This is a genomic window from Curtobacterium guangdongense, assembly GCF_049341845.1.
GTDB classification, from domain to species: domain Bacteria; phylum Actinomycetota; class Actinomycetes; order Actinomycetales; family Microbacteriaceae; genus Curtobacterium; species Curtobacterium guangdongense.
In genome coordinates this window covers 306,839-332,791 of record NZ_JBMPIT010000001.1, presented here as the reverse complement: position 1 = coordinate 332,791, position 25,953 = coordinate 306,839, and the positions used below count along the sequence as shown (strand labels likewise).

Sequence of the window (25,953 nt, the reverse complement as noted above, 5' to 3'; positions counted from 1 at the left end):
TTTCATCCACCCGAAACGACAACTGCTACTCAGTGGCAGCACGTTTGCATAGGGTGGCAGCATGGAGCAGGAACCCACCGGCGGGCCCGGCATGCGGACGATCGACCGAGCGCTCCGCCTGCTCGGGCTGGTGTGTGACGCGGACGGACTCACCCTCACCGAGGTCGCACGGCGCGCCGACCTGTCCGCGAGCACGGCGCTCCGACTGCTCCGGGCGCTCGAGTCGCACGAGTTCGTCCGCCGCGACGAGGACGGGCTGTTCACCGCCGGCCCGCACCTCGTGCAGCTCGGCGCCGCAGCACTCTCGAACACGGCCCTGGTCGTCCAGGCCCGCGATGCGATGCGACGTGTCGCGGACGGCACGACCGAGTCCTGCTACCTCAGCGTCTTCGGGACGGGGAACACCGCGGTGCACCTCGCGATCGCGGAGGGCACGCAGTCCATCCGACACGTCGGGTGGGTCGGGCGCGCCATCCCCGTGGAGGACACGGCGGTCGGCAGGGTCCTGCTCGGCGACGTCGGGCCCGACGGGTTCGTCGTGGTCGTCGAGGGCGCCGAGAAGGACGTCACCGCGGTCTCCGTGCCGATCTCCGCCGGCAGCCGGGTCGTCGCCGCGATGTCCTGCCTGGTCCCGAGCTACCGCCTGACCACCGCCGACGACGTCGCCCGGATCGGCGGCTGGCTCGTCCGCGAAGCAGCGTCGGTGTACGAACCCGCCCGCTGACACCCTCCGTCCCGCAGGAAAGAACGACGCCCGATGCAGCCCACCGATGTGCACCTCGACGACGCGCAACTGTCGATCGAGCAGGTCGTCGCCGTCGCCAGGCACGGCGCCGCGGTCTCGTTCTCGGCCGCGTACGAAGCCCGGGTCGACGCCGCGGCGGCACTCGTGACGAAGTTCGTCGCCGACCGGCGCGTGGTCTACGGCGTCACGACGGGGTTCGGCGACAACTACACCGAGACGATCTCCCCGGAGGACACCCGGCGGCTCCAGGAGAACATCATCGTGTCCCACGCCGTGTCCGTCGGCGCGCCGATCCCCGACGAACAGGTCAGGGCGATCCTCGTCACGATGCTCGGCCACCTCGGCCGCGGGTACTCCGGCACCCGCCTGCAGACCCTCGAACTCGTCCGCGAGCTGCTGAACCGCGGCGTCACGCCGGTCGTGCCCGGTTCGGGTTCCCTCGGCTACCTCGCGCTCGAGGCGCACATCGCCCTCGTCCTGATCGGTCGCGGGCGCGCCCGGTTCGGCGGCGCGGTGCTCCCGGGGGCGGACGCGCTGCACGCCGCGGGACTGTCGCCCATCCGGCTCGAGGCCAAGGAGGGGCTGACGCTCCTCAACGGCATCATGAGCGTCACCGGCATCGCCGCCCTCGCCGTGCACGACGCCACGAGCGCACTGCGGCACGCGGACGTGATCGGCGCGCTGTCGTTCGAGGCGCTCCGCGGCACGACCAGGGCCCTCGACCCGCGCCTGCACGCACTCCGCCGCGCCCCCGAGCAGCAGCGGTCGGCCAGCACCATCGCGCGGCTGCTCGACGGCAGCTCCCTCGCCGAGCGGCACCGGGACCACCGCGTGCAGGACCCCTACCTGATCCGCGCGATGCCCCAGCTGCACGGGTCCGTCGCACGGGCCTTCGGCGACGCTGCGACGATCGTCGACGAAGCCCTGGGCTCCCTCGGCGACAACCCGGTGCTGTTCGGCGACGGCAGCGGTGACGGTGACGCGGTGATGGGCGGGAACTTCGACGCGACGTCGATCGGCCTCGCGATGGACTCGCTCAAGGCCGCAGCCGCGGTCCTCGCCCACCACAGCGAACGCCGGGTCGACCGCATGGTGAACAGCACGGTCAGCGAACTGCCGCCGTTCCTGGCCGGGAACCCGGGGCTCGACAACGGCCTGATGATCCCGCAGTACACCGCCGCCGCCCTCGTGATGGAGATCCGCGGCGAGGCGTCCCCGGCGACGATCGACTCGATCCCCACGTCGGCCGGGCAGGAGGACCCGATCAGCAACGCGTACCTCGCCACCCAGCAAGCGACCCGTACTGTGGACCGCCTCCGGTACGTGCTCGCGATCGAGCTGCTCACCGCCGCACAGGCCACCGACCTGCTCGACTCGATCGACGCGAGCTCCCCGGCGCTCGCCGCCGTCCGGACCCGCGTCCGCCGTGACGTCCCCTTCGCCGAACACGACCGTGCGTTCGGCGAGGACATCGAGACCCTCTACGCCCTGGTCTGCTCGGACGAGCTCATCGAGATCACGGGAACACCGACCATCGGAGCACCATGACATCGTCCTCGACCGGCACCCCCGCGGTGCACCAGGACCGTCCCGAGAAGCTCAGCCGCTTCCACCTCCGCATCACCGCGCTCACCTTCGGTGCGAACTTCTCGGACGGCTACGCCCTCGGCAGCATCGGGATCGCACTGACCCTCATCGGCCCAGGCATGCACGTCGACGCCCTGTGGTCGGGCCTCATCGCCAGCTCGGTGCTCATCGGCATCTTCGTCGGCAGCATCACGTGCGGGTGGCTCGGCGACCTGTTCGGCCGCCGACTCATCTACATGCTCGACTTCGTGCTCATCGTCGTCGCGTCGGCAGCGCAGTTCTTCGTGCACGAACCCGTGTCGCTGTTCGTGCTGCGCCTGCTCATCGGCTTCGGCGTCGGCGCGGACTACGCGCTCGGGCCGACCCTCGTCGCCGAGTTCGTCCCGGCACGCTTCCGCGGCGGCCTGCTCGCCTCGCTCACCGTCGCGTGGACCGTCGGGTACACGGCGGCGTACTTCATCGGCACCTGGATCAGCACGATCCCGTCCGACCTCGGCTGGCGCTTCCTGCTCGCGAGCGGCGCGATCCCGGCCATCGTCGTGCTCATCCTGCGGGTCGGCACGCCGGAGTCACCGCGGTGGTTGATCACGAAGGGCCGCATCGAGGAAGCCCGCGCGATCGTCGCGGAGTACCTGCCGGGACAACTCGACGTCGACGCGGTGGCGGCGACGCACTCGACCGCGCGCCCCGGTCGCTACCGGGACCTCTTCACCGGTCGGAACCTGCGGCGGACCGTCTTCGGCACCGTGTTCTACAACGCGCAGGTCATCCCGTACTTCGCGATCTACACGTTCCTGCCCGTCATCCTGCTGAGCCTCGGGATGGACGCCGACGGGTTCGCGTCAGGACTGCTGCTCAACGTGTTCCTGCTGCTGGGCGGGATCGCGGGACTCTGGGCGGTCGCCAGGATCGGTCGTCGTCCGCTCGTGATCTGGACGTTCGGCATCATGGCCGTCGCGCTCGCCGTGGTCGCACTCGGCAGCCACGCACCGGTCTGGGCGGTGCTCCCGCCGTTCCTGGTCTTCACGTTCGTGATGTCGGGCAGTTCGAACCTCGACCAGGTCTACCCGCCTGAGCTCTTCCCGACGAACGTCCGCGCGGCCGGCGTCGGCCTCCTCAACGGGGTGAGCCGCATCGGGTCGGCCATCGGCACCTTCCTGCTGCCGATCACGCTCGCCGGGTGGGGCATCAGCGCGACGCTGCTCGCCCTCGCCGCCGTGCTCGTCGTCGGCATGGTCGTGTCGATCCTGCTCGCGCCGGAGACCTCGCACACGTCGCTCGACGACGACGGACTCGCGTGACGGTCGTCCGCTTCGCCGAGACCGGGTCGACCCGGTGGGCGAACGGACTCGGGGAGACCGTGGAGCTCTGGCGGACGCCGTCAGCGGGGGACTTCGACGTGCGGCTCAGCATCGCGACGGTGGGTTCGTCGGCGCCGTTCTCCCCGTTGCCCGGCGTGGACCGGATGCTCGTGGCCCTCGGTGAGCACGGGCTCGTGCTCGACGTGGACGGCGTCCGCACGGTGCTCGGGCAGTACGACGGCATCGCCTTCGCGGGGGAGTCGGCGGTCGCAGCCGTCGGGGTGACCGAGGCCGCGTACGACCTCAACCTCATGGTCCGCCGTGGGGTGGGCCGACCCGACCTGTGCGTCGCGACCGTCGCCGGGTCGTTCTCGCCGGGCGCCGACGCGCTCGCCGTGGTCCTGCTCGACGGCGACGTCCGGTGCGACGGGCGACCGCTCGCGTTCGGGGACACGTGCATCGGCCAGGGAACGCTGACGGGCTCCGGCCGGGTTGCGGTGGCCCGCACGTCCTGAGCGGGCGCTACCGCATGTCGGTGTGTGGACGTATCCTGATCGTGGAAGCAACGGCGGTTCCCATCCCTGCATGCCGACCCGAAGCCCCTTCTGTGACCGAACACATCATCGAGTACGTCGCCCGCGACCGAACGGGCATCACCGCCGTCGTCACCACGACGAGCGTCATCGACGTGGACACGGTGATCCGCAACATCCACTCCGGGCACTCCGGGTACGTCGTCCGAGCGGGCGAGTGGCACCGGGCACGGGTCCGCAGCCTGTCGATGATCGGCGGCTCGTACCTCTTCGCCAACTGGGACGGCTCCAAGCGCAACAACCTGCACGACGTCGCCTTCCAGGCACCGCAGCGCGTCGCCCGTCCGGCGAAGCCGTCCGGTGGCCTCCGCGCGGTCGCGCGCTTCTTCTTCCGCCGCACCGCGCGCTGATCGCGACCTCCTGACGGACAGGAGGCACAGTGCCAGCCGGCACCGGGCCTCCCGTCCGTCTGTGCCAGGCCGCGGACGGCGTTGCGCCCCGCTGCGGACACCGCGCCCGCGCGCGACGGGGCGCGATGTCCGCACGGGGGCGCGACCCGAGCCGGCTCCTCGAAGGAACCGCGGATTTGTCGGTACTCGGTGTTGCTATGTACCGGTAGTCAGTGTTACTTTGTACCGGTAGTCATCAATACTGAGTAGCAGGAGGGGTCATGGGCAAGCAGGACACCGAGATGCTCAAGGGCGTCCTCGAGGGCATCGTCCTCGCCGTCGTCGCATCCACACCATCGCACGGAGCCGACATCACCGCATGGTTGCGGGACCAGGGCTTCAGCGACATCGCCGAGGGCACCGTCTACGCACTCCTCGTCCGCGTCGAACAGCGCGGCCTGGTCGACGTCGAGAAGGTGCCGTCGGAGAAGGGCCCGCCACGGAAGGTGTACTCCATCACCGACCAGGGGCGGGACCGTCTCACCGAGTTCTGGAGGACTTGGAGCTTCCTCGCAGAACGACTCGACCAGCTCCGCACACAGACCACGCAGGGGAACTGACATGTCCATCATCACCAAGCTCATCGGCGACAAGCGGGAGTGGCGCGAGTACAAGGCTTGCGTCAAGGCGCTCCCGGCCGGCTACGGCACCGCGGTCGAGGGCATCGAGCGCTACCTCATGGTCACCGGCCCGAGCGACGCCGAGCGTCTCATGCGCATGCTCGACGACCTCGCGGACCTCTTCGAGCGCGCAGCCGCGGACGGTACCCCCGTCGCGAGCGTCGTCGGGGACGACGCGATCGAGTTCGCTGAGGAGTTCAAGCGCAACTACGGCCTCGGCGCCTGGCTCAGCAAGGAGCAGCAGCGGCTGCAGGACGCCATCGCCCAGGCGACCGAGGAACAGGCGGCGGAGTCATGACCGCCCGGGACACCGCCGCCCGGGACACCGCCGCCCGGGACACCGCCGTCCGGGACACCGCCGTCGCGGCGATCGCTGTCCGGGGGCTCGACAAGTCCTTCGGCACCCTCCACGTCCTCCGTGGCCTCGACCTCGAGGTACAGCGGGGCAGCATCACCGCCCTGCTCGGCTCGAACGGCGCCGGAAAGACCACGGTGGTGCGGATCCTCGCCACCCTGACCAAGCCGGACGGCGGCACCGCGAGCGTGCAGGGGCACGACGTCGTGACCCGTGCCTCGGACGTCCGTCAGGCGATCAGCCTCACGGGGCAGTTCACCGCGGTGGACGACGTCCTGACCGGCCGCGAGAACCTCGCCCTGATGGCGCGGCTCCGGCACCTGGCCGATCCCGGCGGGGTCGCGGACCGCCTGCTCGCCCGGTTCGACCTCGTCGACGCCGGGGCCCGGCGTGCGGGCACGTACTCCGGCGGGATGCGGCGTCGACTCGACATCGCGATGAGCCTGATCGGGGACCCCGCCGTCGTGTTCCTCGACGAGCCGACCACCGGCCTCGACCCCCAGGCCCGCATCGAGGTCTGGACGGCGGTCCGCGAGCTCGCCGCCGCCGGCACGACGGTGCTCCTCACCACGCAGTACCTCGACGAGGCCGAACAGCTCGCCGACCACATCGCGGTCCTGCACGAGGGTCGGATCATCGCCGACGGCACCCTCGCCGACCTGAAGCGACTGCTCCCACCGACGCGCGTGGAGTACGTCGAGCAGCAGCCCACCCTCGAAGAGGTCTTCCTGGCGATCACGACCGGGACGAGCACCAGGAGCGCAGCATGAGCACGCACGTCATCGCCGACACCACCGCCCTGACCGGCAGGTCGCTGCGCCACGTGCTGCGGAGCCCGGACACGATCATCACGACCGCAGTGATGCCGATCGCGTTCCTGCTGTTGTTCACGTACGTGTTCGGCGGCGCGATCGACACCGGCACGGGGTCGTACGTCGACTACCTGCTGCCGGGGATCCTCCTGATCACGGTGGCATCGGGCATCGCGTACACGTCCTACCGCCTGTTCCTCGACATGCAGAAGGGCATCGTCGAGCGGTTCCAGTCCATGCCGATCGCCCGGTCGAGTGCGCTCTGGGGGCACGTCCTGACGTCGTTGGTCGCGAACACGGTCTCGCTCGTCGTGGTCGTCGGTGTCGCGTTCGCCATGGGGTTCCGCACCGGTGCGGGTGTCGGAGCGTGGCTCGCGGTCGCCGGGATCCTGCTGCTCTTCACGCTGGCGCTGACCTGGGTCGCGGTGATCGCGGGGCTGTCCGCCAAGACGGTCGACGGCGCGAGCGCCTTCAGCTACCCGTTGATCTTCCTGCCGTTCATCAGCTCGGCGTTCGTCCCGACGGACACCATGCCGGGGCCGGTCCGCTGGTTCGCCGAGCACCAGCCCGTGACGTCGATCGTCGACACGATCCGCGCCCTCTTCGCGCAGCAGGCGGTCGGATCCGACATCTGGGTGGCGCTCGCCTGGCTCGTCGGGATCCTCGTGGTCGCGACGGTCGTCGCGACCCTGCAGTACCGACGCAAGGTCGGCTGAGCGCGGGCCACCCACCGGACGGGAGGCTCGGTGCCAGCTGGCACCGAGCCTCCCGTCCGTCACCGGTCCGGTGCTACTCGGCGACCTCGTCGAGGTCGGTGATCCCGGCCGCCCGGGCTGCTGCCCGGCGGGCGCGCATCGACGGCGCGGCCAGTGCGGCGAGCACCGCGAGGACCGCCACACCGGTGCACGCCCAGAACCCGATCGTGAACGCGTCGTCGGTCGGCAGCCCCTGGGGCGTGCTGTGCGAGGTGATCAGGGCGGCGATGACGGCGGTACCGACGCTCGAGCCGATCGTGCGGACGACGGTGTTGGCGCTGATCGCCTCGCCGGTCTGGTTCGCCGGGACGCTCTCGATGATCGCGTTCGAGCACGCCGCGAGCGCCAAGCCGATGCCGATGCCGGTGAGGACGCCCGAGACGACGACCTGCCAGAGCTCGCCGTGCGCGATCGCGGGCAGCAGGAACGCGGCGACGATGGCGATCCCGCCGAGGAGCATCGGCGGCTTCGGGCCCACCTTCCGCACGAGCACGCCGGCGATCGGCCCGGCGACGACCATCATGACGACGGTCGGCAGCAGGAAGAGCCCGGCCTCGGTGACGTCCTTGCCGAAGCCGTACCCGACGGCCGTCGGGAGCTGGAGCAGCGTCGGGACGAGGACGAACGTGCCGAACATCGCGAAGCCGAACACCAGCGCGACGACGTGCGCGGTCCAGACGCCACGGACGGCGAAGAGCCGCACGTCGATGAGGGGTTCGGCGACCCGGAGCTCGACCAGCACGAACGCGACGAGTGCCACGGCGCCGAGGACCAACAGCCCGATGGTCTTGCCGTCGCCCCAGCCCCAGGTCTCGCCCTCGCTGATCGCCATCAGGATCGACACGAGCGAGACGGCGAGCACGAGGGTGCCGACCATGTCGAGTCGACCGGGCTTGCGGACCGGGGACTCCGGCATGCCGAAGATCGCTCCGAGCAGCGCGATGACCACGAGCACGGCGGGCAGCCAGAACAGCCAGTGCCACGACAGGTGCTCGACGATCGGGCCTGCGGCGACGATGCCGACCCCCGCGCCGATGCCGAAGATCGCCGAGAGCAGGCCGATCGTCACGCTGACCTTCTCCTTCGGGAGCTCGTCACGGACGATGCCGATGGAGAGCGGCATCACGGCGCCAGCGGCACCTTGCAGGGCACGCCCGACGATGAGCGTCCCGAGGTTCGGTGCGAGGGCTGCGGTGCCCGCGCCGACCAGGAGGATCGTGAGGACCACGATGAGCACCTTGCGCTTGCCGATCATGTCGCCGAGACGACCGAGGATCGGCGTGAGCACCGACGCCGACAGCAGGTAGGCGGTGAGCACCCAGCTCGCGGCGCTCGTCGAGACGCCGAGGTCCTGGCCGATGGTCGACAGGGCGGGTGCGACCAGCGACTGCAGGACGGCGAAGGACAGGCCGCCGAGGGACAGGTAGACGATGATCGCCGTGCTGTTCGGTCGGCGTCCGTCGGTGGTCGGGTGCGATCCGGTCCGCGGGCTCTGCAGTGTCTCGGTCATCGTGCTCCGTGCTCGTCGTGTAAACAGTTGTTGACTCGACGATCGTACGGAGTTCCCGCCAGATGTCAACAGTTGCTTACATCGTGGCTCGTCCCGGTACGCTTCGACCATGAGCAAGGACGCTGCGGCCACCCGGCGGCTCCTCGTGGAGGCCGCCAGGCGCCGGTTCGCCTTCGACGGGTACAAGGCGACGACGGTGCGGGACATCGCGGCGGACGCCGGGGTCAACGTCGCGTTGATCAACCGGTACTTCGTGTCGAAAGAGGGCCTGTTCCGCGCGTGCCTGGACCGCGTGGTGCACGACCTCGACCCGGACGTCGTCCGTCCCCCCGACCTCGAGCACGCGCTGCGCGAGCTCGTCGGGCACAGCGTTCGGTCGCCGAGCGACGACGACTCCGTCCAGCTCATGCTGCTGCTGCGGTCGTCCGGCGACGACGGTGCCGACGCGATCCGGCGGGAGACGCTCCGGCGCTACGCGGAACGGCTCGCGGGCGTGGTCGCCGCCGACGTCACCGAGGACCTGCTGCTCCGCGCCGAGATCGCATTGTCGGTCGTGCTCGGCATGACGATGCTCCGGACGTCCACCCGGGTGGAACCGCTCGCGTCCGCCTCGGACCCGGCGATCGCCGGGCCGCTCGACGACGCGCTCCGTGCCCTGCTCCGTGCACCGGGTACCGACCAGGTCGAGTAGCGTGGAGCGCGAATCGGACAGTGCCGTGCGCGGCGTCCGATCGCGCGGCCGAAGGAGCGCTTCATGTCCAGCACGGTCTACCTCCACCGAAGGCCCCGATGAGCGAGTTCACCGCCGCCGCGAATTCCATGCAAGCCGCCCCCGACGGTGCCGACCTCTGCCCGGCGTTCCTCGCCGTCCTGCCGGTCTCCGGAGTCGGTATCTCGACGCTCGGCGACCCGCTCGGCTCCGCGACGGTGTGCGCCAGCGACGCCATCGCCGAACGGGTCGACGAGATCCAGCTCGACCTCGGTGAGGGGCCGTGCTGGGAGTCGCTCGCGATCCGCCGGCCGGTGCTCGAACCGGATCTGTCGGCGACGACCGGTGACCGCTGGCCCGCAGCGCTGGAGGCACTGCTCCGCGCCGGCATCGGCGCGGTGTTCTCGTTCCCCATGCGGATCGGGAACATCCCCGTCGGTGCGGTCGACCTGTCCGTCGACCGGGCGCACGTGCTCACCGTCGGGCAGATCCGTGGCGCGGTCGAACTCACCGAGGTGGCGGCCAGGCGTGTCCTGCGCGGCGCCCTCCTCGACGCGGCGTCCGACGGACGCGCTGACATGGACCAGGGACGATACTCGCGGAGAGAGGTCCACCAGGCGACGGGGATGGTGGCCGCGCAGCTCGGTGTCACCGTCGCGGACGCGCTGCTCGTCCTGCAGGCGCACGCGTTCGCCACCGAGCGGACCGTGCGGGAAGTGGCATCCGACGTCATCGCCAGACGCATCGACCTCGACCGACCGTACGGTCACGAGAGCTAGGGAGCACACATCATGGCATCGACACGCGAGCACCGCCTCGTCGAGACGTTCGTGGCGCTCACCGACACCCTCGTCGACGACTACGACGTCGTCGAACTCCTGCAGAACCTCGTCGACACCGTCGTGGACCTCTTCGACGCGTCCGCCGCAGGGATCCTGCTCGTCAACCAGCACCAGGAGCTCGAGGTGCTGGCGTCGACGAGCGAGCGGTCGAGCTTCGTCGGGTTGCTGCAGCTCAACGCCGGCGAGGGGCCGTGCGTGGAGTGCTTCGCCACCGGACGACAGGTCTCCGTCCGCAACCCCGCCGAGATGCAGGAGCGGTGGCCGCGGTTCGCGAACGCCTCGGCGCAGTTCGGCTACGCGTCCGTGCTCTCCATCCCGATGCGACTGCGCGAGACGACCCTCGGGTCGCTCAACCTGTTCCGTGAGTCCGAGGGGGAGCTGAACCCGGACGACGCCCTCGCCGCGCAGGCCCTCACCGACGTCGCGACCATCAGCATCCTGCAGCAGCGGACCCTCGAACACGCCGACATCGCACAGCGCCAGCTCCAGCACGCTCTGGACAGCCGGGTCGTCATCGAGCAGGCGAAGGGCTTCGTGGCGCACACCCACCAGGTCGACATGGAGACGTCGTTCGCGCTGATCCGCCGGTACGCCAGGTCGCACCAGGAACCGCTGGCCGACGTCGCGCGGGCGATCATCGAGCGGCGGCTGGTCCTGCCCTGAGGAGCGCGAGGATCGTCGGCGTACGATCCGGTGTGTAGCCCTGGTCCCTGGTTACGGCAGCGGAGCCGAACCAGGAGGCCACCATGGCTGAGACGTACACTCCCACCGGGCACCGGCCCGCGGGACCGAGCGGGACGTCGAGCTACACCGCGCTCCTCGGCCGCATCAAGGACGAGGGGCTCCTCGCGCGGCGTACCGGCTGGTACTGGGGGCTGATCGTCGTCCTCACGGCCGTGCTCGCGCTCGCCGGGGGATCGTTCGCCGTGCTGGGCGATTCCTGGTGGCAGCTGATCGTCGCCGGCGTCCTGGGCCTGGTCTTCACGCAGTTCGCGTTCCTGTCCCACGAGGCCGCGCACCGGCAGGTCTTCGCGTCCCACACCTGGAACGACCGTGCGGCTCGGTACGCGGGCACGTTCCTGACCGGTGTGAGCTACGCGTGGTGGATCACCAAGCACAACCGGCACCACGCCAACCCGAACACCGTCGGCAAGGACCCGGACATCTCCTTCGACGCGATCTCGTTCCGACCGGAGGACGCCGCGAGCCGCACCGGGTTCCTCAGGGTGCTCGTGCGGGTGCAGGGGTACGCGTTCTTCCCGATGCTCCTCGTCGAGGGCGCGAACCTGCACTGGCAGTCCATCCGCACCTACACCAGTGGCGACGGTGTGAAGCGGCGCTGGGCGGAGGGTTCGGTGTTCCTCGGACGGTTCGTCCTGTACTTCGGCGCCGTGTTCTGGTTCCTGCCGCTCGGCGTGGCGTTCGCGTTCCTCGGCGTCCAGCTCGGCGTCTTCGGGTTCTGCATGGGCATCGCGTTCGCGCCGAACCACAAGGGGATGCCGATCATCGAGGCCGGTCGCCGCGTGGACTTCTTCTCGCGCCAGGTGCTGACCTCCCGCGACATCACCGGCGGCCGGTGGGTGGAGTACTTCATGGGCGGGCTGAACCACCAGGTCGAGCACCACCTGTTCCCGAGCATGGCGCGGCCGAACCTGCGGGCTGCGCGAGGGATCGTCCGGCAGTACTGCGCCGAGCAGGACGTGCCGTACACCGAGACGACGCTCGTGCACTCGTACGCGATCGTCGTCCGGTACCTCAACGAGGTCGGGCTGTCCGCGTCCGACCCCTTCGCGTGTCCGATGGTCGAGCGGTTCCGCTAGGCGTCAGACCCGTCCGCGGTTGCGTCGGCGGATCTCCTTCGGTGCCCGTCCGGCGAGGAACGACCGGGCGGGGTCGACGACGAAGCCCTGTCGCAGTGCTTCTCGCCCGATGAGCATCCGGAAGCCCATCTGGTCGCGGTTGCTCAGCGTGACCTCGGCGTCGACCGAGTGACCCGCGAGCTCGATCGCCATGCGGACGACGATGCGCTCCTGGGTGTGCCCCGAGGAACTGCGGATCACGCGACGGTCGTGGACCTCGCACTCGACGGTCTGCGGGTCGGCGTCGGAGTCCTGCCAGGGGTGCACCGAGAAGCGGACCCGGTTCCCCGGGAGCTCGTCGAGGTCGAACGCGTGCAGGGCGGAGGTCCGTGCACCGGTGTCGAGCTTGACCTTGATCCACGGGATGTCGAGGTCCGGCAGCGCCGCCCACTCACGCCACCCGGAGACGATCGGCCCGCGACGGGTGGTCTTCGGGGCGTCGGCCATGTCCCCATCCTGGCAGGACCACGCGCGGTATGCGTGGTCCGTCTGACAGCATGGAGCGTCGCCGTCGCCATCCCAGAACCCGCGGAGCCTCCTCGATGAAACTCGCCATCCTCTCGCGCGCCCCGCAGGCGTACTCGACGCAGCGGCTCCGGGCGGCAGCGCTCGACCGTGGTCACGAGGTGAAGGTCCTCAACACCCTGCGCTTCGCGATCGACCTGACCGGGGACGCGCCCGACCTGCAGTACCGCGGCAAGCTGCTCTCGGACTACGACGCGATCCTGCCCCGCATCGGGAACTCGATCACGTACTACGGCACCGCGGTCGTCCGGCAGTTCGAGCAGATGGACGTGTACACGCCGAACACCGCGAACGGCATCACGAACTCCCGTGACAAGCTCCGCGCGAACCAGATCCTGTCCCGCCACGACATCGGCATGCCGGCCACCACGTTCGTCGCCGGGCGTGCCGACGTCCGCGGAGCGATCGAGCGCGTCGGCGGAGCCCCGGTCGTGATCAAGCTCCTCGAGGGCACCCAGGGCATCGGCGTGATCCTGGCGCCGGAGGCGAAGGTCGCCGAGTCGATCGTCGAGACCCTGCACTCCACCAAGCAGAACGTCCTCATCCAGAGCTTCATCTCGGAGAGCCGCGGCAAGGACATCCGCGCGCTCGTCGTCGGCGACCGGGTCGTGGCGGCGATGCGCCGGAGTGCGAGCGGCGACGAGTTCCGCTCGAACGTGCACCGTGGCGGCACGGTCGAGCAGGTCACGCTGACCCCGGAGTACGAGGAGGCGGCGGTCCGGTCGGCGCAGATCATGGGCCTGCGGGTCGCCGGGGTCGACATGCTCGAGGGCAACGACGGGCCCCTCGTGATGGAGGTCAACTCGTCCCCGGGGCTCGAGGGCATCGAGCGGGCGACGGGCCTCGACATCGCCGGCGCGATCATCGACTTCATCGCGAACCAGGTCGCGTTCCCCGAGATCGACGTCCGGCAGCGGCTGTCGGTGTCGACGGGCTACGGCGTGGCCGAACTCCTCGTGCACACGAACGCCGACCTGGTGGGCAAGACCATCAAGGACTCCGGGCTCTGGGACCGTGACATCACGGTCCTCACCCTGCACCGTGGGTCGAACGTCATCCCGAACCCGCGGAGCGGCGTCGCACTCGAGCCGGGTGACCGGTTGCTGTGCTTCGGCAAGCTCGAGGAGATGCGCTCGATGATCCCCGAGCGTCGGAAGCGCCGTGCCAAGCTGCGGAAGCTGCCGAAGGAGCCCCTGCCCGAGCAGTGACCCCACGCCGGGCGGGAAGCGCCCCCCATGAACGCTTCCCGCCCGGCACGTTCCGGCGCCCTCAGTCGCAGGAGACGCTGGACATCTCCCCGATGAGGACGTTGTCCACGTGCACCCCGTCGTCACCGAGGACGAACGTGATCCAGCCCGTCTCGGTCTCGGTCTTCCACGCCTTGTACGCATCCGGGGCGGGGAGGGGCTCGATGTCCTTGGTGTTGACGGGGTCGTCGACGAGGTCCGGGTAGGCCGCGCGGAGTTCGTCGATCGTCGACCCGATCCCGATGCCGGACGACGTGGTCGGGCCGATGACGCCGCGTTCTGCGACTCCGGGCGGTACCCATGCGTTCACCCCGATGACCCGTCCGTTCGCGGACCAGACGAGAAGGGTCGGCTGGCCGTCCCGTACCCAGGAACTTCCGAACTCCGGGCCGCAGACGTCGTCGGCGCTGTCGTGCTGGTAGGCGCCCACGAGGTCGTCCGTCTCGGCTCCCGTCTCACCTCCGATCGCGAGGGGGCCGAACTCGTCGCCGCTGATCGTCCAGGTGGACGGATCGTCGAGCGCGAAGGGCTTGCGGGTCGGTGTCGGCGTGGGAGTGGCCGTCGGCTCGCTGATCACGGGTGCGGAGGACTTCGTCGGGGTCTCCGGCGGCTCGGTCACGGTCGGCGAGGGTGCCGGTGCGGCGGTGAAGGGCTGCGGGACCATGCCGAGTGCGACGGCACCGCTGCCGACGCCGATGCCGAGGACCGCGATGATGCCGATCACGATGCCGGCGCGACGTCCGCGGCGCTCGGGTGCCGGTCGATCGGCCTCGGCGCGGGCGAGCACGTTCTGCTTCATCGAGACGAGCATCCGCTGCAGGTCGTCTCCCTGGGGAGGTTCAGTGTTCATCGTGCGTCACCGCCTTCCTGAGTCGTGCACGTGAGCGTGAGACCCGTTGGGTGACCGCGCCGACACTCAGACCGAGCATCGTGGCGGCTTCGGAGTAGGTGTGCCCCTGGAGGAGGCAGAGTTCGCAGATCTCCCGGTCGACCTCGGGGAGCGCGGCGATCTCGTCGCGGACCCAGCGGAGCCGTTCGCGGGCGTCGTCGGCATCGGCCGGCGCGGCGAGCTCCTGGGGGAGTTCGTCGCCGGCGTTCTTGGCGATGCGGCGGGCCTGGTTCTTGGCGTGGTTGCGGCAGACGACGAGCAGCCACGGCAGGAGTGTGCCGGTGGGCAGGTCGATCGTCGCTGCCTTCTGCCAGAGCGTGAGCATCGTGTCCTGCACGAGTTCCTCGACGTCCTGCTTGCTGGCTGCCAGGGCCCAGGCGTAGCGGGTCAGTGTCGGTGCGAAGCGGTCGAACGCCTCGGCCAGTGCGGCGCGGTCGCCGAGTGCGAGCCGACGTGCCAGTGCGGCGTCGGCGTCGGTGGGTTGGTCCACGGTGCCCCCTCTCACCCCAGAAGTGTCGAGGAATCCGCGATCCTGACAGCGGCCGGCACGACTCCGGCGTGTCGGGCGTGCCACCGCGGGTGCAGGATCGAGGGGTGACCGACCTCCCCGCACCGCTCCGCACGCCCGTGCACGTCGCCCCGATGGCGGGCGGTCCGACGACCCCGGCGCTGGTGGTGGCCGCCGCCCGTGCCGGTCACTTCGCACAGCTCGCCGCCGGCTACCGCACCGTCGACGACCTCGCCATGCAGATCGCCGAGGTCCGCAGCGCGACCGACCGCTTCGGTGTGAACCTCTTCGCGCCGAACCCGGTGCCGATCACCGACGATGCGTACGACCGGTACCGCGATGCCCTCGGAGTCGAGGGCCTGCCGGACAAGTGCGAGGACGACGACGCCTGGGCGGACAAGGTCGCGCTGCTCCTCGACGACCCGGTGCCGGTCGTGTCGTTCACGTTCGGGCTGCCGGACGCCGACCTGGTGTGGGAGTTCCGGAAGCGCGAGACCATCACGATGCAGTCCGTGACGAACCGGGCCGAGGCACTCGCCGCCGCCGAACGCGGTGTCGACGTCCTGGTCGTGCAGGGCGAGGCCGCCGGCGGACACTCGGCCGTGCTGGACCCGGCCGCCGAGCCGCTGTGGGAACCGCTGCCGGAACTCGTCAGGGCCGTCCGTCGCGCGGTCGACCTGCCCGTCATCGCTGCGGGCGGCATCGGGGGAGCGGCCGACGTCGAGGCCGTCCGGCTCGCCGGCGCCGGTGCCGCGATGGTCGGCACCCTCGTGCTCCGTGCCGACGAGGCAGGGACGAACCGGACCCACCGCGATGCCCTCGCCGACCCGGTCTTCGACCGGACCGCGTTGACCAGGGCGTTCACCGGACGTCCGGCACGGGCACTCGTGAACCGCTTCGTCCGCGAGCACGAGGACGCGCCGCTCGGGTACCCGGCCCTGCACCACCTGACGAAGCCGATCCGCACCGTGGCCGCCGCCGCGGGCGATCCGCATGCGCTCCACCTCTGGGCGGGTCGGTCCTGGCGAGCGGCGGCCGACCGGCCGGTCGCGGACATCCTGGAGGCCCTGCTCACGTGAGCCGCGCCGGCCACCCGACCCGGGCCTCCCGTCGTTCTCCACAGGCCTGACCGTGCGGTGCACGCGCCGTCTCGGAGCGCACTACGCTCGGATGCGGCCCGCGTCGCAGCGTTGCGGAGGTCTGCGGACCGTTCCCGTTCATGCGCTCAGGAGGAATCCGTGACCGAATCCGCACCCGTCGACCCCACGACGACCGAAGCCTGGAAGACGCTCGCCGGCATCGCCGACGGCTTCTCGCCGGACTTGCGAGGGTGGTTCGACAGCGACCCGGGCCGGGCCGAGCAGTACACGTTCCAGGCCGGTGACCTCACGGTCGACCTGTCCAAGGGCCTGGTGACCGAGGAGATCCTCGCCGCGCTGCTGCAGCTCGCCGAGGACACCGGCGTCGCCGCGCGCTACCAGGCGATGATCTCGGGCGAGCACGTCAACCCGACCGAGGACCGTGCCGTCCTGCACACCGCGCTCCGTCGTCCCAAGGGCGGCGACCTCACCCCGGCCGCGCCGCTCGTCGTGGACGGCCAGGACGTCGACGCCGACGTGCACGCCACGCTCGACAAGGTCTACGCCTTCGCCGAGCAGGTCCGCTCCGGTGCCTGGAAGGGCGTCACCGGCAAGCGCATCGAGACCGTCGTGAACATCGGCATCGGTGGCTCGGACCTCGGCCCCGTCATGGTCTACGAGGCGCTCAAGCCCTACGTCCAGGCCGGCATCGAGGCACGCTTCGTCTCGAACATCGACCCCGCCGACATCTACGAGAAGACCGCGGACCTCGACCCCGAGACCACGCTCTTCATCGTCGCGTCGAAGACCTTCGGCACCCTCGAGACCCTGACGAACGCCCGCCTGGCGCGGCAGTGGCTCTGGGAGAAGCTCGGCCTCACCGATGCTGCGGACGACGCGAAGAACGACGCCGTCGCCAAGCACTTCGTCGCCGTGTCGACCGCGCTCGACAAGGTCGCCGCGTTCGGCATCGACCCCGAGAACGCGTTCGGCTTCTGGGACTGGGTGGGCGGCCGCTACTCGGTCGACTCGGCCATCGGCACGAGCGTGGTCATCGCGATCGGCAAGGAGAACTGGCAGGACTTCCTCGCCGGCTTCCACACGATCGACGAGCACATGCGCACCACCCCGCTCGCGCAGAACGTGCCGGTCCTGATGGGTCTGCTCAACGTCTGGTACTCGAACTTCCTCGGTGCCCAGAGCCACGCGGTCCTGCCGTACACGCAGTACCTGCACCGCTTCGCCGCGTACCTGCAGCAGCTCACCATGGAGTCGAACGGCAAGCGCGTCCGCTGGGACGGCTCGCCCGTCACGACGGACACCGGCGAGGTCTTCTGGGGCGAGCCCGGCACGAACGGCCAGCACGCGTTCTACCAGCTCATCCACCAGGGCACCCGCCTGATCCCCGCGGACTTCATCGCGGTGGCGAACCCGGCCCGTCCGCTCAAGGACGAGACCGGCGACGGCAAGGCCGTGGAGCCGGGGCAGGACGTCCACAACCTGTTCCTCGCGAACTTCTTCGCGCAGACCAAGGCGCTGGCGTTCGGCAAGACCGCCGACGAGGTCCGCGCAGAGGGCACCACCGACGAAGCGATCGTCGCGGCGCGCACGTTCACGGGCAACAAGCCGTCGACGTCGATCCTCGCGCCGGCGCTCACCCCGAGCGTCGTCGGGCAGCTCATCGCGCTGTACGAGCACATCGTCTTCACCGAGGGCACCATCTGGGGCATCGACTCGTTCGACCAGTGGGGCGTCGAGCTCGGCAAGCAGCTCGCACTGCAGATCGCTCCCGCGGTCGACGGTGACGCCGATGCGCTGGCGTCGCAGGACTCCTCGACGAAGGCCCTCATCGCGAAGTACCTCGAGCTGCGCAAGTAGCACGAACCCCTACGACACCCCGTCGCCCTCGTGCGGCGGGGTGTCGTCGTGTCCGGCGGCCGCCTTGCCGCGGCGCCGAGATCGCACTTCGTGTCGGTTCCCGACGCGCGGATGCGACACGAAGTGCGATCTCACCGGCGCTGTGACCGGCGTCGGGGGTCCGCGTCAGCGTCGGAGCGGGTCCAGGTTGAGGGTCGTGCCCTCGTAGAGGTACTGCTGCCTGCCGTACACCTGCATGCCGTCGTTGAGCCAGATGAGCGTCTCGACGGTGATCCCGAACCGGGCCGCGACGTCCCCGATCAGGTCGCCAAGGGCGATCACGTAGGTCGCCGGCGCTCCCGAGGCCGTGGTCGTGGCGACCGATCCGCTCGCGTTCGCCGTCGCGCCGCCGTCGACAAGGTGCACGTTCGTCGTCCTCGCGGGCACCGACCACGAGACCTTCGTCACCGCGAGCACCTTGTCCGGGCCGATCTCGACCGGGAGGGACGGGTCAACCGTCGCCGACGAGTACGTCACGAGGGCGCCGAGCCACGACGGGTCGGAGCCGGCCGCGTCGATCGGCACGGATACGGCGGCCGACGGCGTGGTCGTGGCTCCACCGAGCTGATCGTCGCCGATGCCGTGGTAGGTCAGCCCGTCGCCGACCGCGGGTGGGTCCTGGAGGAACGTCGCACTCACGGGAACCGGGAGCGTCGACGTGAACCCGGAGTACTGCACGACGAAGTGGTCATCGGCACCGGCGACGACCCGGTAGTGGAAGTGGACGCTGCCCTTCGGCGAAGCGACGTCGCCCTCGGTGACGACCGTGCCCGCCGGGATGGTCGAGATCGTCGGCGCTGGTGCTGACGCCTGCGACGGTTCCGGCGTCGGCGGGCGCGGCGACGCTGACTCGCGCAGCAGGTCCGCGGCCGAGTCGCCCGCATCGGCCGAGGTCGACGGGGTCGGAGTCGGTGATGCGGAGATCGAGCGCGTGGGAGCAGGCAGGTCGCCACCGCCACCCCGCAGCAACGAGCACCCGCCGAGGCTCGTGGCGACGACGACGGCCACACCGACCACGGCGATCGCGTTCTTCCTGACGTGCACGGTTCCCCCTCGCCGAAAGATCGTATCCGACGGATCGTCACGGCACCGGTCCGTCTCCACCGCCTGTGTCGAACGGCCCATGCGGACGGCGTCCCCCACCGCTCAGCGCATCCGGATCGCGCATCCAGCCCGGATGCGGAAGTATGTATCGGTGACGATCATGACGGAACGGCCGGTCGACCAGTCGACGAGCAGCGAACCGGAGCGGCCCGGCAATGCCACGGCCAAGCACGACAACGTCGCTCTGCTGTCCGTCGCGACCACTGTTGCTGAGCGGGTGACCACCTCGGCGGACATCGAGGAGCGGCTCCGCGGGGTGCTCCGGCGCCTCCGCCTGCCGATGGGCCTGCTGGAGCGTGTCGCCGGGGTGAAGGAGCGCCGCAACTGGGGCGACGGCCAGACCTTCCAGGACGCGGCGATCGATGCCGGACGCCGTGCGATGGCCGAGGCCGGCATCCGCCCGGAGGACGTCGGGCTCCTCATCAACACCTCGGTGACCCGGCCGCACCTCGAGCCGAGCGTCGCCGTGCGCCTGCACCACGGGCTCGGGCTGCCCTCGTCCGCGATCAACTTCGACATCGCGAACGCGTGCCTCGGGTTCGTCAACGCGATGAGCGTGGCCGCGGGCATGATCGACTCCGGCCAGATCAAGTACGCGCTCGTCGTGGACGGCGAGGACGCCGACCAGGTCCAGCTCAACACGATCGACCGCCTGAACCAGGGTGGGCGGAACCGCAAGGACTTCATGAGCGAGTTCGCCAGCCTGACGCTCGGCTCCGGTGCCGCCGCAGCCGTGCTCGGCCCGGCGGACATGCACCCGGGCGGCCACCGGATCGTCGGTGGCGTCACCCGCGCGGCGACCCAGTGGTACGACCTCTGTGTCGGCAGCGTCGACGGTATGTTCACCGACGCGAAGATGCTGCTGAAGGGCGGCATGGAGCTCGTCGTGGCCGCCTGGAACGAGGCGCGCTCGCACTTCGACTGGGCCGACATGGACCGCTACGTCCTGCACCAGGTCTCCGACGTGCACACGAACGCGTTCGTCGAGGCGATCGGCGTCCCGCGCGACAAGGTCCCCACCACCTACGAGCGCTTCGGCAACGTCGGCCCGGCGTCGATCCCGATCACCCTCGCCGACGAGGCCGCGAACGGGCGGATCCGCCCCGGCGACCGCGTCTTCCTCGGCGGTGTCGGCTCCGGCATCAACACGGCGATGATGGAACTCCGCTGGTGACACCCGGGCTGCCCCGCGTGGCCGCGAGCACCGCTCCGGCCACGCAGCCGCCCTCCCTGCCCGGACTCGACCCCGCGTGGTCGCGCCTGGTGACGGCCGTGCCTGGAGGGACGGATCCGGTCCGGCGGACCTGGCACCTCCTCGACACGGCCGGGTCCCTCGCCGCACTCGGCGTGGAACCGGTCGGCACGCTGCTGTGCGTGCACGGCAACCCGACGTGGTCGTACCTGTGGCGGTCGGTGCTCCGCACCTCGCTCGAGGTCGCCGCGGCCGGCGGTCCCGCGTGGCGCGTCATCGCCGTCGACCAGCTCGACATGGGCTTCTCGGAGCGGACCGGGGTCGAGCGGGGGCTGCCCCAGCGCGTCGCCGACCTCGGCGCCCTGACCGACGAACTCGGGCTCACCGGACCCGTGGTGACCCTCGGCCACGACTGGGGCGGCGTGGTGTCGCTCGGCTGGGCGGTCGACCACCCCGACCTCGTGGTCGGCGTGACGACGTGCAACACCGCCGTGCACCAGCCCGACGACGCCCCGATCCCCGCTCCGCTGCGCCTGGCGCTCCGTCCGGGCCTCCTCGGTCGTGCGACCGTGGTGACCCCGGCGTTCCTCGAGACGACCCTCGCGATCGCGCACCCGAAGCTCGAGCGTCCCGTCGCCGACGCCTTCCGTGCGCCGTACCGGGGTGCTGCGCGCCGCGGTGGCATCGGCGGCTTCGTGGCGGACATCCCCGTCGACATCGGGCACCCGAGCGCGCGGGAGCTCGACCGGGTCTCGTCGGGCGTCGCTGCGCTCGACGTCCCCGCGCTGCTCATGTGGGGGCCGCGAGACCCGGTGTTCCTCGAGCGCTACCTCGACGACCTCGCCGAGCGGCTCCCGCACGCGGACGTGCACCGGTTCGAGGGGGCCGGGCACCTGCTGCCGGAGGACGCCGACGTCGCCGGGACCGTGTTCGACTGGCTGGGCGACCGCCTGCCGGACGGTCGCGGGCCCGCCGGGGCCGAGCCGAGCCTCCAGACCGACGCTTCCGAGGCGGCCGCGAGCCGCCCGCTCTGGGCCGCACTCGACGAGCTGCGCGACTCGGACGAACCGGCGCTCGTCGAGATGGCGGCACCCGGCGGGGCCCGGACGATCAGCTGGCGGCTCCTCGCCCGGCGGGTCGACGAGGTCGCCGCTGGGCTCCTCGACGTCGGCGTCCGCCCCGGCGACCGCGTCTCGCTCCTCGTCACCCCCGGAGCCGACCTCACGGCGGCGCTCTACGCCTGTGTCCGCGTCGGCGCGACGGTCGTCGTCGCCGATGCCGGGCTCGGGCTCCGCGGCCTCACGCGTGCCGTGAAGGGCGCGCGGCCGGACTGGGTCATCGGTGCGCTGCCCGGCCTGGTCGCGGCGCGTGCGCTCGGGTGGCCGGGACGGCGGATCGCGACCGTGGCGCTTCCCGCTCCGGCGCGTGCCGCGCTGCGTGTCGAGCACACCCTGGCATCGGTCGCACGGCGCGGAGCGCGTCGTCTCGCGGCCGGGACGGCGCTGCCGGACGCACCGCCGTCCGACGCACCGGCGGCCGTGCTCTTCACCTCGGGGTCGACCGGTCCGGCGAAGGGCGTCGTGTACACGCACGGCCAGCTCGGCGCCGTCCGTGACATCCTGTCGGCGCAGTACGACGTCGGAATCGGGACCGGCCTCGTCGCCGGGTTCGCGCCGTTCGCGCTGCTCGGTCCGGCGCTCGGTGCGCGGTCCGTCGCGCCCGACATGGACGTCACCGCGCCCCGGACCCTCACGGCGAAGTCGGTGGCGGACTCCGTCGCCGCGGCCGACGCGACCGTGGTGTTCCTGTCGCCGGCGGCCATCGCGAACGTCGTGGCGACGGCGCCCGCGTTGACGGGTGCCGACCGTGCCGCGCTCGGCCGCGTCCGCCTGTTCCTGTCGGCGGGCGCTCCCGTGTCGGCCGCGCTGCTGACGGCCGCGACCGAGCTGATGCCGAACGCGAGTGCGCACACCCCCTACGGCATGACCGAGGGACTGCTCATGACCGACGTCGACCTCGACGGCATCCGTGGTGCCGCTGCGCCGTCGTCGGGTGCGGGTGGGGTGTGCGTCGGTCGACCGGCCGCCGGCGTCTCCGTCCGCATCGCAGCCCTGTCGGCATCGGGAGCGCCGACGGGCGAGCTCACGGACGCCCCCGACGTCACGGGGGAGATCGTCGTCGTCGCCCCGCACGTCCGCGACCACTACGACCGGCTCTGGCGGACGAACCGTGCAGCGCGGCTGGGCATCGCCGATCCCCGTGGGCACCGCACCGGCGACGTCGGGCACCTGGACGCGTCCGGGCAGCTCTGGGTCGAGGGACGGCTCCAGCACGTGATCACGACACCGGCCGGGGTGCTCACGCCGGTCGGTCCCGAGCAGCGCATCGAGGGCGTGACCGGGGTCGGCCGTGCCGGTGTCGCCGGGGTCGGCCCTGCGGGGACGCAGCAGGTCGTCGCCGTCGTGGAGACGGTCCCGTCGGTGCGTCGTCCGGGGCTCGCCCCGTCCGCGTTGGCCGCGTCGATCCGTGCCGCTGCGGGGGTGCCGATCGCCGCGGTGCTCGTCGTGCCCGTGCTGCCGACGGACATCCGGCACAACTCGAAGGTCGACCGCACACGACTCGCCCGCTGGGCTGCATCGGTCCTCGGCGGTGGACGGATGGTGCGCCCGTGACGGTCCTGGTCACCGGCGCGAGCGGCTTCCTCGGTCGAGCGGTCGCTGCCGCCGTGCGGGACGCCGGACACGACGTGCGCACGTTCCAGCGCCGCCCGTCCGGCGTGGCCGGTGTCGTCGACGGTGCAGCGGTGACCGACGTGCTCGGCTCCATGACGGACCCGGCTGCGGTCGCCCGTGCGGTCGAGGGCGTCGACGCCGTCGTGCACCTCGCCGCGAAGGTCTCGCTCGCCGGCGACCCCGCCGACTTCAGCCGGGTGAACGTCGAGGGCACGCAGACGCTGATCGACGCCGCACGTGCAGCCGGTGTCTCCCGGTTCGTGTTCGTGTCGTCGCCGTCGGTGGCGCACACCGGGTCGTCGATCGCGGGTGCCGGCGCGTCCCCCGCCTCGCCGGACGGTGCGCGAGGGGACTACGCCAGGACCAAGGCGGCCGCCGAGCTCCTGGCGCTCGCCGCGGACGCACCCGGGTTCGCCGCCGTCGCCGTCCGCCCGCACCTGGTGTGGGGACCCGGCGACACGCAGCTCGTCGGCCGCATCGTCGACCGGGCCCGTCGCGGCCGGCTGCCGTTGCTCGACTCCGGCGCTGCACTCATCGACTCCTGCTACGTCGACAACGCGGCATCGGCGATGGTCGCCGCGCTGGCCCACGCGGCCGACGAGGACGTCCACGGGAACGCGTACGTCGTCACCAACGGCGAACCACGGCCCGTCGCGGACCTGCTCGACGGGATCTGCCGGGCGTCCGGTGTGCCCACGCCGAGGTGGCACGTCCCAGCGGGTGTCGCCCGTGCGGCCGGTTCCCTCGTCGAAGCGCTCTGGCGGGTCCGGCCGGGGGTGGACGAGCCGCCGATGACGCGGTTCCTGGCCGAGCAGCTGTCGACGTCGCACTGGTTCGACCAGCGGCGCACCCGGCGCGACCTGCAGTGGGAGCCCACGGTGTCGATCGACGAAGGGCTGCGGCGCCTGGCGGGCTGAGCGCCCCCGTCGTTCCCCGCTGTTCCCCGCCCGTCACCGCCGCCTGAGCCCGCACGGGCACCGCGTCCGTACTGTCGGGAGCATGACCACCACCGTCCTCGTCGCCGGCGCGACCGGCGACCTCGGCGGGCGCATCGTCCGCGAGCTCCTCGCCCGTGACACCAGCGTCCGCGTCCTCACCCGACCCGGCAGCACGACCGCCGCCGAGCGCTTCGGCGGGGACGACCGCGTCGAGGTCGTCACTGCCGCGTACACCGACGGCACCGCGCTCCGAGCCGCACTGACGGGCGTCGAGGTCGTGGTGTCCGCCGTCAGCGGCACCCGCACCGTGATCGTCGACGCCCAGCGGGCACTGCTCGCCGCCGCCGTCGACGCCGGTGTGGAGCGCTTCGTCCCGTCGGACTACTCGGCCGACTACCGACGGACCACGCCGGGCACGAACCGGAACTTCGAGCTCCGGCGGGAGTTCGCCGCGGACCTCGACGCCGCGCGGATCCGGGGCACGTCGGTGCTCAACGGCGCGTTCACGGACATGCTCACCGGGCAGGCGCCGATGATCCTGTTCGACCGGCAGCGGGTGCTGTTCTGGTCGTCCGCGGACCAGGTGCTCGACTTCACCACGAAGGACGACACCGCACGGGTGACGGCCGCGGTCGCGCTCGATCCCTCGGCGCCACGGGTCGTCGAGGTCGCCGGGGACCGGGTGACCGCACGCGAGATCGCGGGAACGATGTCTCGGCTCACGGGCACCGTGTTCCGGCTGCAGTGGGCCGGGACCGCCGGGACGCTCTCCGCGATGGCCAGGGTCGGGCGCCGGATGTCACGGGACACGGACGAGCCGTTCCCCGCGTGGCAGGGGATGCAGTACTTCGTGACGATGTTCAGCGGGGACGGCGAGCTACGCCACGTCGACAACGCCCCGTTCGGTGACGAGTGGACGAGTGTGCGGGACGTCCTCGCCGAGCACGTCGGCTCAGCGCCGGAGTGACCTGCTCCGGTCCTCGTCGTTCGTGATCCCCACCCCGAGCACGACGAGGTCGGTGATGTCCAGCGGCGCGGTCGGCGGCAGGTGCAGGTCGGCCGGGTCGATGCGACGGTGCGTGTTCATGGTCCCCTTCTTCCACGACGGCGTGTCCGGCAATACAACAGCATCCGGACGCTGGAATGCAAGCGGCCGGTGCGGCGCTGTCGCAGGCGCGGGGTACCGTCGTCGCATGGACAGGTCGGAGATCCTCGCAGCAGCCGCGGCCGCGCACGCCGCACGCATCGCGGAAGCCGGTGGCGACGACACCGATGCCCGGGCGCGTGCCGCGGGTGTGTCGGGCGCGCAGCACGACCGCGCGACCGACCGAGACCGCGAACGAGCTCGTGCGGCGGAGTCGGACCGCGCGGCCGACCGGACCGAGGGGGCGCTGTCCGACTGGCACCGGATGGGCACCCGACGCGGTGTCACCCCGGATGAGCAGGTGCGTTCCGCGTGGTCGATCGCCGGCGTCCCGGATCCCGGTGCCGGCCGTGCCCTGGCGAACGTCCTGCTGTCGACGGCCGGTCACGCGGGTCGCGTCGCCGATGCCGCACGTCGCAACCAGGCGCTCTCGGGGGCGGCTCGCGCGGCGGCGCGTCGAACGGTCCGTCGGTACACGGACCACGGCGCGGACATGTCGTCGCTCGGCGACGTGCTCGGGGAGCAGGGTCGAGGCGACCGAGCGTGACCAGGGCTTTCGATGGACCGATCCAATCGACCTGACATGAGAATGTGTGGTTGA

The 25,953-nt window shown here is 71.2% G+C and carries 27 protein-coding genes; 21 read left to right on the top strand and 6 right to left on the bottom strand.

What is annotated here, in order from left to right:
* The first annotated feature begins 61 nt into the window (after window positions 1-61).
* The 9 genes from ACO0E1_RS01580 (at window position 62) to ACO0E1_RS01540 (ending at window position 7,118) form a co-directional block, all read left to right on the top strand.
* Window positions 62-724, top strand: coding sequence for an IclR family transcriptional regulator (locus ACO0E1_RS01580; protein WP_422872563.1), 663 nt, complete (start codon window positions 62-64; stop codon window positions 722-724).
* 33 nt (window positions 725-757) lie between these two features.
* On the top strand, window positions 758-2,293 hold the full coding sequence (locus ACO0E1_RS01575; protein ID WP_422872562.1) for an HAL/PAL/TAL family ammonia-lyase: 1,536 nt from the start codon (window positions 758-760) through the stop codon (window positions 2,291-2,293).
* Window positions 2,290-3,633: an MFS transporter gene (locus tag ACO0E1_RS01570; protein WP_422872561.1), complete on the top strand. Its 1,344-nt coding sequence runs from the start codon at window positions 2,290-2,292 to the stop codon at window positions 3,631-3,633. The genes ACO0E1_RS01575 and ACO0E1_RS01570 overlap by 4 nt, the downstream gene beginning before the upstream one ends.
* Window positions 3,630-4,148, top strand: a complete 519-nt coding sequence (locus ACO0E1_RS01565; protein WP_422872560.1) for a HutD/Ves family protein — start codon at window positions 3,630-3,632, stop codon at window positions 4,146-4,148. Before ACO0E1_RS01570 ends, ACO0E1_RS01565 begins: the two co-directional genes overlap by 4 nt.
* Before the next feature lie 92 nt (window positions 4,149-4,240).
* The gene (locus tag ACO0E1_RS01560; RefSeq protein WP_422872559.1) at window positions 4,241-4,576 is read left to right on the top strand and encodes a hypothetical protein; all 336 of its coding nucleotides are present in this window, start codon (window positions 4,241-4,243) and stop codon (window positions 4,574-4,576) included.
* A gap of 260 nt (window positions 4,577-4,836) precedes the next feature.
* Window positions 4,837-5,175: a PadR family transcriptional regulator gene (locus ACO0E1_RS01555; protein WP_422872558.1), complete on the top strand. Its 339-nt coding sequence runs from the start codon at window positions 4,837-4,839 to the stop codon at window positions 5,173-5,175.
* Window position 5,176: 1 nt separating this feature from the next.
* Window positions 5,177-5,533 (top strand): DUF1048 domain-containing protein, encoded by a 357-nt coding sequence (locus ACO0E1_RS01550; protein WP_422872557.1) that lies wholly within the window; start codon window positions 5,177-5,179, stop codon window positions 5,531-5,533.
* Complete coding sequence (locus ACO0E1_RS01545; RefSeq protein WP_422872556.1) at window positions 5,530-6,360, top strand: ABC transporter ATP-binding protein; 831 nt, start codon at window positions 5,530-5,532, stop codon at window positions 6,358-6,360. The genes ACO0E1_RS01550 and ACO0E1_RS01545 overlap by 4 nt, the downstream gene beginning before the upstream one ends.
* Window positions 6,357-7,118: an ABC transporter permease gene (locus ACO0E1_RS01540; protein WP_422872555.1), complete on the top strand. Its 762-nt coding sequence runs from the start codon at window positions 6,357-6,359 to the stop codon at window positions 7,116-7,118. The genes ACO0E1_RS01545 and ACO0E1_RS01540 overlap by 4 nt, the downstream gene beginning before the upstream one ends.
* Window positions 7,119-7,191: 73 nt before the next feature.
* Here ACO0E1_RS01540 and ACO0E1_RS01535 read toward each other — a convergent pair whose 3' ends face one another.
* Window positions 7,192-8,667, bottom strand: coding sequence for an MFS transporter (locus ACO0E1_RS01535; RefSeq protein WP_422872554.1), 1,476 nt, complete (start codon window positions 8,665-8,667; stop codon window positions 7,192-7,194).
* Window positions 8,668-8,776: 109 nt separating this feature from the next.
* Between ACO0E1_RS01535 and ACO0E1_RS01530 the strand changes: the two genes are divergently transcribed.
* The 4 genes from ACO0E1_RS01530 to ACO0E1_RS01515 all read left to right on the top strand — a co-directional run bounded on the left by ACO0E1_RS01530 (window position 8,777) and on the right by ACO0E1_RS01515 (window position 12,038).
* Window positions 8,777-9,358: a TetR/AcrR family transcriptional regulator gene (locus ACO0E1_RS01530; RefSeq protein WP_422872553.1), complete on the top strand. Its 582-nt coding sequence runs from the start codon at window positions 8,777-8,779 to the stop codon at window positions 9,356-9,358.
* Between the two features lie 98 nt (window positions 9,359-9,456).
* The gene (locus tag ACO0E1_RS01525) at window positions 9,457-10,155 is read left to right on the top strand and encodes an ANTAR domain-containing protein (RefSeq protein ID WP_422872552.1); all 699 of its coding nucleotides are present in this window, start codon (window positions 9,457-9,459) and stop codon (window positions 10,153-10,155) included.
* 12 nt (window positions 10,156-10,167) lie between these two features.
* On the top strand, window positions 10,168-10,881 hold the full coding sequence (locus tag ACO0E1_RS01520) for an ANTAR domain-containing protein (RefSeq protein WP_422872551.1): 714 nt from the start codon (window positions 10,168-10,170) through the stop codon (window positions 10,879-10,881).
* An 83-nt stretch (window positions 10,882-10,964) separates the two neighbouring features.
* Window positions 10,965-12,038 (top strand): fatty acid desaturase family protein, encoded by a 1,074-nt coding sequence (locus ACO0E1_RS01515; protein ID WP_422872550.1) that lies wholly within the window; start codon window positions 10,965-10,967, stop codon window positions 12,036-12,038.
* Window positions 12,039-12,041: 3 nt separating this feature from the next.
* Here ACO0E1_RS01515 and ACO0E1_RS01510 read toward each other — a convergent pair whose 3' ends face one another.
* Window positions 12,042-12,524: an ATP-dependent zinc protease family protein gene (locus tag ACO0E1_RS01510; RefSeq protein WP_422872549.1), complete on the bottom strand. Its 483-nt coding sequence runs from the start codon at window positions 12,522-12,524 to the stop codon at window positions 12,042-12,044.
* Between the two features lie 95 nt (window positions 12,525-12,619).
* On the opposite strand from ACO0E1_RS01510, the gene rimK reads away from it, so the two are divergent.
* On the top strand, window positions 12,620-13,810 hold the full coding sequence (gene rimK, locus ACO0E1_RS01505) for a 30S ribosomal protein S6--L-glutamate ligase (protein WP_281265616.1): 1,191 nt from the start codon (window positions 12,620-12,622) through the stop codon (window positions 13,808-13,810).
* Window positions 13,811-13,871: 61 nt separating this feature from the next.
* Here the strand turns inward: rimK and ACO0E1_RS01500 are convergent, their stop codons facing one another.
* Together ACO0E1_RS01500 and ACO0E1_RS01495 are read right to left on the bottom strand one after the other, a co-directional pair.
* Window positions 13,872-14,699, bottom strand: a complete 828-nt coding sequence (locus ACO0E1_RS01500; protein WP_422872548.1) for a hypothetical protein — start codon at window positions 14,697-14,699, stop codon at window positions 13,872-13,874.
* Window positions 14,689-15,228, bottom strand: coding sequence for an RNA polymerase sigma factor (locus ACO0E1_RS01495; RefSeq protein WP_422872547.1), 540 nt, complete (start codon window positions 15,226-15,228; stop codon window positions 14,689-14,691). Before ACO0E1_RS01495 ends, ACO0E1_RS01500 begins: the two co-directional genes overlap by 11 nt.
* Before the next feature lie 104 nt (window positions 15,229-15,332).
* On the opposite strand from ACO0E1_RS01495, the gene ACO0E1_RS01490 reads away from it, so the two are divergent.
* Together ACO0E1_RS01490 and pgi are read left to right on the top strand one after the other, a co-directional pair.
* Entirely contained in the window at window positions 15,333-16,325 is a 993-nt protein-coding gene (locus ACO0E1_RS01490) for a nitronate monooxygenase (protein ID WP_422872546.1), read from the top strand.
* Between the two features lie 159 nt (window positions 16,326-16,484).
* Window positions 16,485-18,203, top strand: a complete 1,719-nt coding sequence (gene pgi, locus ACO0E1_RS01485) for a glucose-6-phosphate isomerase (protein ID WP_422872545.1) — start codon at window positions 16,485-16,487, stop codon at window positions 18,201-18,203.
* Window positions 18,204-18,368: 165 nt separating this feature from the next.
* On the opposite strand, the gene ACO0E1_RS01480 is transcribed toward pgi, so the two are convergent.
* A complete protein-coding gene (locus tag ACO0E1_RS01480; protein ID WP_422872544.1) occupies window positions 18,369-19,286 on the bottom strand; it encodes a LysM domain-containing protein in 918 nt (305 codons plus the stop codon).
* 160 nt (window positions 19,287-19,446) lie between these two features.
* On the opposite strand from ACO0E1_RS01480, the gene ACO0E1_RS01475 reads away from it, so the two are divergent.
* From ACO0E1_RS01475 to ACO0E1_RS01460, 4 genes are all read left to right on the top strand, one after another.
* Complete coding sequence (locus ACO0E1_RS01475; RefSeq protein ID WP_422872727.1) at window positions 19,447-20,520, top strand: 3-oxoacyl-ACP synthase III; 1,074 nt, start codon at window positions 19,447-19,449, stop codon at window positions 20,518-20,520.
* An 8-nt stretch (window positions 20,521-20,528) separates the two neighbouring features.
* Entirely contained in the window at window positions 20,529-23,210 is a 2,682-nt protein-coding gene (locus ACO0E1_RS01470) for an alpha/beta fold hydrolase (protein ID WP_422872726.1), read from the top strand.
* On the top strand, window positions 23,207-24,187 hold the full coding sequence (locus ACO0E1_RS01465; RefSeq protein WP_422872543.1) for an NAD-dependent epimerase/dehydratase family protein: 981 nt from the start codon (window positions 23,207-23,209) through the stop codon (window positions 24,185-24,187). The genes ACO0E1_RS01470 and ACO0E1_RS01465 overlap by 4 nt, the downstream gene beginning before the upstream one ends.
* An 82-nt stretch (window positions 24,188-24,269) precedes the next feature.
* Window positions 24,270-25,175, top strand: a complete 906-nt coding sequence (locus ACO0E1_RS01460) for an NmrA family NAD(P)-binding protein (protein WP_422872542.1) — start codon at window positions 24,270-24,272, stop codon at window positions 25,173-25,175.
* On the opposite strand, the gene ACO0E1_RS01455 is transcribed toward ACO0E1_RS01460, so the two are convergent.
* Window positions 25,161-25,295 carry a hypothetical protein gene (locus ACO0E1_RS01455; RefSeq protein WP_422872541.1) on the bottom strand — a complete coding sequence of 45 codons (135 nt, stop codon included), beginning with the start codon at window positions 25,293-25,295 and terminating at the stop codon, window positions 25,161-25,163. The genes ACO0E1_RS01460 and ACO0E1_RS01455 overlap by 15 nt on opposite strands.
* 106 nt (window positions 25,296-25,401) lie before the next feature.
* Here ACO0E1_RS01455 and ACO0E1_RS01450 point away from each other — a divergent pair, with 106 nt between their 5' ends.
* Window positions 25,402-25,899: a hypothetical protein gene (locus ACO0E1_RS01450; protein ID WP_422872540.1), complete on the top strand. Its 498-nt coding sequence runs from the start codon at window positions 25,402-25,404 to the stop codon at window positions 25,897-25,899.
* The last annotated feature ends 54 nt before the right edge of the window (window positions 25,900-25,953 follow it).

Excerpts from the sequence above, each read along its gene's own strand:
- ACO0E1_RS01540 (WP_422872555.1), top strand. The coding sequence starts at position 6,357 with ATGAGCACGCACGTCATCGCCGACACCACCGCCCTGACCGGCAGGTCG.
- ACO0E1_RS01555 (WP_422872558.1), top strand. The coding sequence starts at position 4,837 with ATGGGCAAGCAGGACACCGAGATGCTCAAGGGCGTCCTCGAGGGCATC.
- ACO0E1_RS01520 (WP_422872551.1), top strand. The coding sequence starts at position 10,168 with ATGGCATCGACACGCGAGCACCGCCTCGTCGAGACGTTCGTGGCGCTC.
- ACO0E1_RS01455 (WP_422872541.1), bottom strand. The coding sequence starts at position 25,295 with ATGAACACGCACCGTCGCATCGACCCGGCCGACCTGCACCTGCCGCCG.
- ACO0E1_RS01500 (WP_422872548.1), bottom strand. The coding sequence starts at position 14,699 with ATGAACACTGAACCTCCCCAGGGAGACGACCTGCAGCGGATGCTCGTC.
- ACO0E1_RS01510 (WP_422872549.1), bottom strand. The coding sequence starts at position 12,524 with ATGGCCGACGCCCCGAAGACCACCCGTCGCGGGCCGATCGTCTCCGGG.
- ACO0E1_RS01450 (WP_422872540.1), top strand. The coding sequence starts at position 25,402 with ATGGACAGGTCGGAGATCCTCGCAGCAGCCGCGGCCGCGCACGCCGCA.
- ACO0E1_RS01535 (WP_422872554.1), bottom strand. The coding sequence starts at position 8,667 with ATGACCGAGACACTGCAGAGCCCGCGGACCGGATCGCACCCGACCACC.
- ACO0E1_RS01580 (WP_422872563.1), top strand. The coding sequence starts at position 62 with ATGGAGCAGGAACCCACCGGCGGGCCCGGCATGCGGACGATCGACCGA.
- ACO0E1_RS01460 (WP_422872542.1), top strand. The coding sequence starts at position 24,270 with ATGACCACCACCGTCCTCGTCGCCGGCGCGACCGGCGACCTCGGCGGG.
- ACO0E1_RS01515 (WP_422872550.1), top strand. The coding sequence starts at position 10,965 with ATGGCTGAGACGTACACTCCCACCGGGCACCGGCCCGCGGGACCGAGC.
- ACO0E1_RS01570 (WP_422872561.1), top strand. The coding sequence starts at position 2,290 with ATGACATCGTCCTCGACCGGCACCCCCGCGGTGCACCAGGACCGTCCC.
- ACO0E1_RS01575 (WP_422872562.1), top strand. The coding sequence starts at position 758 with ATGCAGCCCACCGATGTGCACCTCGACGACGCGCAACTGTCGATCGAG.
- ACO0E1_RS01475 (WP_422872727.1), top strand. The coding sequence starts at position 19,447 with ATGACGGAACGGCCGGTCGACCAGTCGACGAGCAGCGAACCGGAGCGG.
- rimK (WP_281265616.1), top strand. The coding sequence starts at position 12,620 with ATGAAACTCGCCATCCTCTCGCGCGCCCCGCAGGCGTACTCGACGCAG.
- ACO0E1_RS01530 (WP_422872553.1), top strand. The coding sequence starts at position 8,777 with ATGAGCAAGGACGCTGCGGCCACCCGGCGGCTCCTCGTGGAGGCCGCC.
- ACO0E1_RS01550 (WP_422872557.1), top strand. The coding sequence starts at position 5,177 with ATGTCCATCATCACCAAGCTCATCGGCGACAAGCGGGAGTGGCGCGAG.
- ACO0E1_RS01525 (WP_422872552.1), top strand. The coding sequence starts at position 9,457 with ATGAGCGAGTTCACCGCCGCCGCGAATTCCATGCAAGCCGCCCCCGAC.
- ACO0E1_RS01545 (WP_422872556.1), top strand. The coding sequence starts at position 5,530 with ATGACCGCCCGGGACACCGCCGCCCGGGACACCGCCGCCCGGGACACC.